This is a genomic window from bacterium (genome assembly GCA_029210965.1).
Lineage (GTDB): Bacteria > BMS3Abin14 > BMS3Abin14 > BMS3Abin14 > BMS3Abin14 > JALHUC01.
On record JARGFZ010000068.1, the window covers coordinates 1 to 8,234 of the forward strand.

Annotated in this window: 7 protein-coding genes and 1 pseudogene; all 8 read left to right on the forward strand. The window is 51.6% G+C overall.

Annotated features, from left to right (window positions below; translation table 11 throughout):
* Positions 1-547: 547 nt before the first annotated feature.
* The 8 genes and pseudogenes from amrB to P1S59_13940 all read left to right on the forward strand — a co-directional run bounded on the left by amrB (position 548) and on the right by P1S59_13940 (position 8,159).
* Positions 548-2,113 carry an AmmeMemoRadiSam system protein B gene (gene amrB, locus P1S59_13905; GenBank protein ID MDF1527329.1) on the forward strand — a complete coding sequence of 522 codons (1,566 nt, stop codon included), beginning with the start codon at positions 548-550 and terminating at the stop codon, positions 2,111-2,113.
* Between the two features lie 361 nt (positions 2,114-2,474).
* Positions 2,475-2,735 (forward strand): annotated as a pseudogene (locus tag P1S59_13910) (TMEM165/GDT1 family protein).
* Positions 2,736-2,849: 114 nt separating this feature from the next.
* Positions 2,850-3,269 (forward strand): Fur family transcriptional regulator, encoded by a 420-nt coding sequence (locus P1S59_13915; protein ID MDF1527330.1) that lies wholly within the window; start codon positions 2,850-2,852, stop codon positions 3,267-3,269.
* Between the two features lie 55 nt (positions 3,270-3,324).
* Positions 3,325-4,287 (forward strand): extracellular solute-binding protein, encoded by a 963-nt coding sequence (locus P1S59_13920; protein MDF1527331.1) that lies wholly within the window; start codon positions 3,325-3,327, stop codon positions 4,285-4,287.
* A 95-nt stretch (positions 4,288-4,382) separates the two neighbouring features.
* Entirely contained in the window at positions 4,383-4,817 is a 435-nt protein-coding gene (locus P1S59_13925; protein MDF1527332.1) for a hypothetical protein, read from the forward strand.
* 3 nt (positions 4,818-4,820) lie between these two features.
* Entirely contained in the window at positions 4,821-6,050 is a 1,230-nt protein-coding gene (locus tag P1S59_13930; protein ID MDF1527333.1) for an iron ABC transporter permease, read from the forward strand.
* Positions 6,051-6,053: 3 nt separating this feature from the next.
* Positions 6,054-7,118 carry an ABC transporter ATP-binding protein gene (locus tag P1S59_13935; GenBank protein ID MDF1527334.1) on the forward strand — a complete coding sequence of 355 codons (1,065 nt, stop codon included), beginning with the start codon at positions 6,054-6,056 and terminating at the stop codon, positions 7,116-7,118.
* A gap of 189 nt (positions 7,119-7,307) precedes the next feature.
* Positions 7,308-8,159, forward strand: coding sequence for a DUF6502 family protein (locus P1S59_13940; protein ID MDF1527335.1), 852 nt, complete (start codon positions 7,308-7,310; stop codon positions 8,157-8,159).
* Positions 8,160-8,234: the final 75 nt, after the last annotated feature.

The following is an 8,234-nucleotide window of genomic DNA, read 5'->3' on the forward strand; positions in this document are numbered from 1 at the left end:
GCAGGGTGTAAGCAAGGGCTTCCGATGTCGGCAATAGACCAGTTTCCCGTTGACAGGACCGGCCTACTCATAGAAGGCACAGAGAAACCTGGACCTGGAGAAAAGCATGGTTGCTATCAAAGCAATGTTTTTCACCACGGAGTCACGGAGGACGGCGGAGGGAATCTTAGAAGATGGAAATTATTCCGTTATTTCAGACGAATACTTGGAAAACCGGCGGATGAACGGTTTCTGAAAAAGTGGTGAATTTAGTGCAAAGTTAAAAATTGATGGACTCGCAAAAAGTCCATCAAGGCGCCCCGTATGGGCGCCCAAATTAATGACTGCGGGTGTAAGCCATTGATTTGTAAGAAAAGTGAAAATGACACTTTTTACTTTCCGAGGAGCAAAAAGCCAATAATGGACTTTTTGCGACCCTGACAAAATTAGATTCCGGGGTTACTTTTAAATTACTTTGGTGAATAGTCATATACGAATTAATTAGATCCTCTCCGCGTCTTTTCGCGTACTCTGCGTTTCTGGTATTTGACCTGAAAAATGAGGAGTTATGAAAGAAATTTCACGCAGAAACCTCATCCGGATTCTTTTTGGTGCCACCGCCGCCGCGATATTGCCGGTGCGGTGGGCCTACCGCAAGGTCCGGTATCCGGTGAGCAAAACCGAAGCGCGTTTTTATAAAAAGCTGTCGATCCTCCTGGCGGTGGGACTCCTACCCATGGCTCTTGTGGCCACGGCATGCAACGCAAAATCAGTTCAGACGCCGGTAGTGGTGGGCAGATTCTACCCGGCTCATCCCACAGAGCTTAAGACTATGGTCAGATCCTTCCTGGAGGGAGCGGGTGAACAGAAAGTCAAAGGAGAGATCTACGGCCTCATAGCTCCCCATGCAGGCTACGTCTACTCCGGGCCGGCAGCCGGGCACGCCTATAATGAGGTAGAAGGTAAAGAATACGAAGTCGTTGTTGTCATCGCTCCGTCCCACACCTCCACCCTCGCCGGGGTCTCCGTCCTCGATGCGGACGCCTATCGAACCCCGCTGGGAGAAATTTCCATTGACAGGGAGGCTGTCCGTGCCCTCATAGGCCAGTCCGATTTGATCTCCTATGGTCCAGCCCTGTTCGCCAGGGAGCACTCCATGGAGGTCCACCTGCCGTTCCTGCAAACCGCTCTGGCGCCCGGCTTTACGATCGTTCCGGTGGTTATGGGAAGCCCTGACCCCAGGCTCGCAGAAACCTTCGCTGAGATACTGGCCCACCAGTTTCGGGGACGCAATGTGCTTTACGTGGCCAGTTCCGATATGTCCCACTATCTGCCCTACGATCAAGCCAAAGCTAAAGATTCCGGCACTCTCGACATTATCGGAAACGGTGAGATCGAGACCCTGGTCAGCCAGTGCTCCACAAAACAATCGGAATTGTGCGGCCTCGGGCCTGTTCAGGTAATGATGCACCTGGGCAAAAAGATGGGTATCGAAGGAGGAACGATCCTCAAATACGAGAACTCCGGCGACACGGCCGGGGATCGGAACCGTGTGGTGGGTTATGGCTCCATCGCCTTCGTCAACCCCTCCGGGGATCTGTCCTTATTAGACAAGAAATCCCTCCTCACCCTGGCTCGCACGACCCTCACCGCCTATGTCAACGACAAGGAGCGGCCTGAGTTTCTCCCTGGATCCACGGCATTGACAAAGCCTGGCGCAGCCTTTGTCACCCTCAAATCAAGGGGACAGCTCAGGGGGTGTATCGGACAGCTTAGAGCCACCATGCCCCTTTACCGCTCCGTGGTAGAGATGACCGTCTCCTCGTGCAGCCGGGACAGCCGATTCACACCTGTAAAGCCTGAAGAGCTGCCCAACATCAGCCTCGAAATATCGGTTATGTCTCCTTTCATGAAGGTGGGAAGTGTGGATGACATTGAGGTGGGAAGGGACGGGCTGTACCTGACTTACATGGGGCAAAGCGGGGTCCTGCTTCCCCAGGTCCCGGTGGAGCAGGGTTGGGACAAAGACGAATACCTGAAAGGGATCTGCAGGAAGGCGGGGTTACCTGATAAGACGTGGGAGAAGCAGGGAGCTGAGTTGTACCGATTCACAGCACAAGTGTTCAGTGAGTAAAAACAGAATCCAGGAGCCAGAATCCAGAAGTCAGTAGAAGGTCAAAAGCCTTAACGCAGAGCAGCCCCTTATAGGCTGCACCGCAGGGTTTCGCAGAAGGAATCTAAAACTGGGCATAGAAGAGATTATAATTCACCACAGAGGACATTAGAAAAAATGGACAGTTCAGCAGATTCAGTGTTTAAGGCCAAAAGGATCACCAGGGGTTACCGGCAATCTATTAAAGTGCCGCCCAAAAAGCATACATTAAGAGACGTCCCTTAGCTGTTTTCCTTCTGTTAGAACCCGCCTCCGCCTGGCAAGAAAACTAATCCATTTCAGAACTTTGGTTCAAACCGAAAGGCACATCATGGAAGTTCTGCTCAGTTCAACTGCCATAGTGGCTATAGCTGAAATAGGTGACAAGACCCAGATCGCGACTGTTGTGCTCGCAGCCAGGTACAATAATCTTGTCTGGGTTATCGTGGGAACGACACTGGGGATGCTCGTAGCCAACATCCCTGTTGTATACGCCGGAAGATGGATCATGGATCGTCTTCCCCTGAAGTATGCAAGGCTTGGTGCCTTTACGCTGTTCATGATCATGGCAGTGCTCACATTCTCCGGAATACTAGCAAAATAACAACTCCAACATACGCCAATGGTCGAATTAAAGCAGACCGTTCTGTTGTCAAAGCGGAGTGTGAGTGTTAAATAGCGACCAGTTGATAATGATTCTCATTTTCTAAGGAATATTATGGTCGAGCAGCTTTTCATAAAATACCTTTCCGGAAAGGATCTGAAGTTGACATCCCAGAGAAGGCTGATCCTCCAGGCTTTTCTGGAACATGGAGGGCATGTTTCCTCCGAAGAACTGTACGACACCGTTAAAGCAGACACACCCGGCATCGGACAGGCCACTGTATACAGGACTATAAAGCTGCTGGTAGATGCCGGGATCTCCAACGAGGTTTCCTTCGGTGACGGTGTGATTAGATATGAACTTAAAAGGGAAGATGAGCATCACGATCATATAGTTTGTACAAAATGCTCCCGGCAGGTGGAGTTTCACGATCCGGATATCGAAGACCTGCAAGTGAAGCAGGCAAGCAGGCAAGGCTTCACCCTTCAATTCCACAGGATGGTCCTGTACGGGATCTGCAGGGATTGCATATAACCTTTTTTTAATATTTTATTGATAATGGTTTTCAATATCAAGGAGGTCAAGGACCATGAAAAAGCTATTTTTGTTTATCACTGTCAGCGCTTTTCTACTCACCTTCTTCGCCGGTTTCGCCAGTGCGGCGGAGGTTGTTGTTTACTCGGCCAGGAACGAACATCTCATTGAACCGCTTTTTGAGGAATTCACCAAAGAGACAGGGATCAAGACCAAGTTTATCACCGACAAGGCAGGGGCCCTTGTCCAAAGACTCAAAACTGAAGGCGCGAGAACTCCAGCCGATGTCCTGATCACCGTGGATGCCGGAAATCTTTGGTATGCGGCCGACCAGGGGCTCCTCCAGCCTGTAAGTTCAGAAATTCTGGAGACGAACATCCCTGAACACCTCCGGGACCCCCAGGGAAAGTTGTTCTGTCTTTCCATTAGGGCACGGACCATCGTCTACAACACGGATAGGGTGAAACCGGAGGAACTCTTTACTTATGAGGCGCTAGGTGACCCGAAATGGAAGGGACGACTTTTACTTCGTACATCCAAGAAGGTCTACAACCAGTCCCTGGTGGCCATGCTCATCTCCGAGCATGGAGTCGACCATACGGAGAGCATCGTCCGATCCTGGGTCGGCAACCTTGCCGCTGATCCGTTTTCCAACGACACCAAGGTCATGGAAGCCATAGCCGCCGGTCAGGGAGATGCAGGTATTGTTAACAGCTACTATTACGGCCGATTGATTAAAAAGAAACCTGACTTGCCTCTTGCTCTTTTCTGGCCGGGCCAGAGCAGCAGCGGTGTTCATGTAAACGTTTTCGGGGCCGGGATAACGACCTACGCTACTCATAAATACGAGGCATTAAAGTTTCTGGAGTGGCTGACATCTCCGAAGGCGCAGCGTGTTTTTGCCGACTCTAACATGGAATATCCCGTGAACTCCGCAGTCGAACCTCACCTCACCGTTAAATCATGGGGAACCTATAAACAGAGTACCATGAACCTGGCACAGGCCGGAACACTTTAGTCGGCAGCCATCAAACTCATGGACAGGGTTGGATACCGCTAGACAGGGATTTTACTTTCGCCCGCCCGACATCCTTGCCAGAGGGGCCAAAACCGTTGCCTAAAATCGCATCAGCTGCTTTGCGAGGGTTACGTCAGTGGTTCAGCATCTGGTCTATCGTCACGTTAGCAGTGGCAGTCGTTGTATGTGTCCCGCTCCTGATGATCCTGATCACGGCTTTTAAACCTTCAGGTGAAATCATCCATCACATCGCATCGACCCTCCTCTTCCAGCTCCTGAGAAATACCGCGATCCTGGTTGTCGGGGCAGGTGCGTGTTCCCTCGTGCTGGGAGTGAGCCTTGCATGGCTGACGTCAATGTGTGACTTTCCGGGCAGGCGGCTATTCTCCTGGGCTCTTCTGCTTCCCATGGCAGTTCCGGCTTATGTTCTCGCGTTCACCTTTATCGGCCTGTTCGATTACACGGGACCTGTCCAGTCCCTGCTGCGCCAAGCTTCTCTGCCAGGCCTTCCTGACGTGCGTTCGGTATGAGGCGTGATTATCGTTCTATCTCTTGCCCTTTACCCGTATGTGTACCTGCTGGCCCGCAACGCTTTCAAAACACAGGGCATGAGAGCGATGGAAGCAGCCCGTTCCCTCGGCCACGGACCTTTTCAGGGGTTCTTCAAGGTTGCTTTACCCATGGCCAGACCCTGGATCGTTGGCGGCACCATGCTTGTTGTTATGGAAACACTTGCCGATTTTGGAGCAGTCTCTATTTTCAATTTCGACACCTTTACGACTGCTATATACAAGGCATGGTTCGGGTTCTTCTCACTGCCGGCAGCGGCCAAACTTTCCCTGCCTCTCATCTTACTTGCTTTCACGGCACTTACTGTGGAGGGCAGATCAAGAGCCCGGATGGGATACACTGAAATGGGAAGCGGGAGATCTTCGGCCAACACCTTTGCGCTGGGTTCTCCAGGGAAGTACCTGGCCACAGCATACGCATCTATTATCCTGATGCTGGCTTTCCTCGTCCCCGCCGGGCAGCTTATTGTCTGGGCCAGTCGCTCTTTCAGCGTAGAACTGGATTCAAGGTATTTCAGTCTCTTGACGACAACCTTGATGCTCGGCGCCTTATCCTCGATCCTCATTTGTCTTGTGTCTCTCATACTGTCCTATACAGGCACCAGGATCGCCAGCCCGTTTTTTAGAAACATCACCAGGGTATCCACACTGGGCTACGCACTACCCGGAACCGTGCTCGCGGTAGGAATATTCATGGCTGTGGCAGGGTTTGACAACGTGCTTGATCGGATCTGGAGTTACCTGCCTGGAGAATCCCGTGGACCGTTCCTGCAGGGAACCATCCTGGCAATGCTCACAGGGTACATGGTTAGGTTCCTTGCGGTCGGCCACAGCTCCATAGACAGCTCCATGCAGCAAGTGACGCGAAGCCTTCACGAAACGGCCAGGCTGATGGGAATGAAGGGGTTCGACCTCATCAGGAAAGTCTACCTTCCGTTACTCAGAGGCGGAGTATTAACGGCAGCCATGCTGGTATTTGTGGATGTTATGAAAGAGCTGCCCATCACGCTTATGACCAGGTCATTCGGTCTGGGCACACTGGCCACAAAGATATTTGAGCTGACATCCGAGGGAGAGTGGGAAAGAGCCGCCCTTCCAGCCATCACCCTTATCGTTGCGGGACTCATACCGGTCGCCATCCTTACCAGGCTGTCGGATGAAAACGATGATGATAGAAAACCCCTGGAGAAGTAAACCGTGGAAAACATTCTTCAGCTGCAGAAAATAAACAAGAATTTTGGTTCCGCTAAAGTGGTTGACGATGTGAGTCTCACCCTCCGGAAAGGCCAGATCGGGTCCCTTTTGGGACCCAGTGGAAGCGGCAAAACGACCCTGCTCAGGCTGGTCGCGGGTTTCGAAACCGCTGACAGCGGGAAAATGATCCTTCACGGGCAGACCGTTTCCGGAAACGGTTATTTTGTTCCGCCAGAGAAACGGCGTATCGGCATGGTGTTCCAGGACTATGCTCTCTTTCCGCACCTCACGGTCAAGGGAAATGTAGGTTTCGGATTAAGGCACCAGTTTCGGGAAGTGAAAGGGGGGACCATCCGGTCGTTGCTCGAAAAGGTGGGATTGAAACAGTTCGGGGATAATTATCCCCATGAACTGTCAGGGGGACAACAGCAGCGCGTTGCCCTGGCCCGGACACTGGCCATCAAGCCGGAGATCATCCTGCTTGATGAACCGTTCTCAAATCTGGATGTAGCGTTGAGGGGAAATTTATCAAAAGAGGTCCGACGGATCATAAAAGAACAGGGCTTGACGGCTCTCATGGTAACCCACAACCAGCAAGAGGCCTTCGCGATGGCGGATGAGATCGACGTTGTCATGAACGGACAAATGCTGCAGTGGGGCACAGCCCATGAGCTTTATCATAAACCATCAAGCATGGATGTCGGAGCCTTTATAGGTGAGGGAGTCATGGTTGACGGCTTCGTCGTTGAGGGCGTGGGAGTGCGAACGTCCCTGGGAATGATAAAAAAACCCATGATAAAAAGTCCCGGTGAAGGCGATGCGGTCAATGTGCTCATAAGGCCGGAAGATATAGTCCACGACGACAATAGTGAATGTATGGCAACTATCGTACAAAAGGAGTACCGCGGGCCAAATATTCTGTTTACCTTGAAGATCGTTAACGGAGAAAACATACTTTCTCTGCTGCCAAGTCATCATAATCACAACATTGGGGAAAAACTCGGTATCAGGGTCGAAATGGAGGATCTTGTATCCTTTCCCAAAGTTCAACACCGATCCGCAGCATAATTATGATCATATCCCTGTGATCGTTTAGAGTTCCCATACCTTTAATCGCCCTGCACCGGCCCCTCCTTTGAGGGGCTTTTTTATTGGCCTGTTCTGGGCCACAGAAGGCCACATAGCAGTGATGGGCTAAATTGTAATTTTTTTAGTTTAAACTTGGCAGCCCTTATATTTGGGATTATATTCCCAATTATGGAATCCATAGAAAAAGCAATTTCGTCAGCAATATTTAAACTCCTGAAACCTTTGGTCAGGATCCTTCTGCGGAACGGTGCCCCTTTCGGGACCTTCATCGAGATTGCCAAAAGGGTCTACGTTACAGTGGCATCAGAGGAGTTCACCATCGAGGGCAGAAAGGCTTCCGTTTCCCGTGTGTCCGTAATAACGGGTCTGTCCAGGAAAGAGATCAGCCGGGTCAAGGAAACGGCTGGATCTGACGATGACATCTCCGTTCAAAGGTACAACCGGGCCGCCCGGGTTATCAGTGGCTGGATCAGTGATCCGAAATTCCACGATAAGGCTGGAGAGCCAAAGGAGCTTGCCTTAGAAAATGGTGAGATCTCCTTTGCCGAACTTGTTCGTCTTTACAGCGGCGATGTTCCAGTCAGGGCCATCCTGGACGAACTCGTACGTGTCGGGGCAGTTACCCGATCTGGTGACGGGCGGATCAGGCTGCTTGGCCGGGCCTATATTCCACGGACAGGAGAGGTAGACAAGATCGGGATCCTCGGTACCGATGTGGCCGATCTCATGTCTACCATCGATCATAATCTGACTGACCGGAAAGAGGAGCCGATGTTTCAGAGAAAGGTCAGTTACGACAACCTTCCTGTTGAGGTAGTCGGCGAGATCAGAGATCTCTCCGCCAGACATGGTCAGGAACTCCTGGAGCTTCTCAACAGACGCATAGCGGAGCACGACAGGGACATCAACCCCGCGGCAGGCGGTACGGGCAGGCTGAGAGCGGGTGTGGGAGTCTACTATTTCGAGGAAAATGTGGGTAAAGAAAGAGGGGAAGAGTTAAGGGAGGTTGAAGATGAGTAGTCACGTACCCCCGGCAAAGCCGGGGGCTTGAACTGTGAACCGCTCAAAGCGGTTATTAAAACCTCGGGCCGCCTA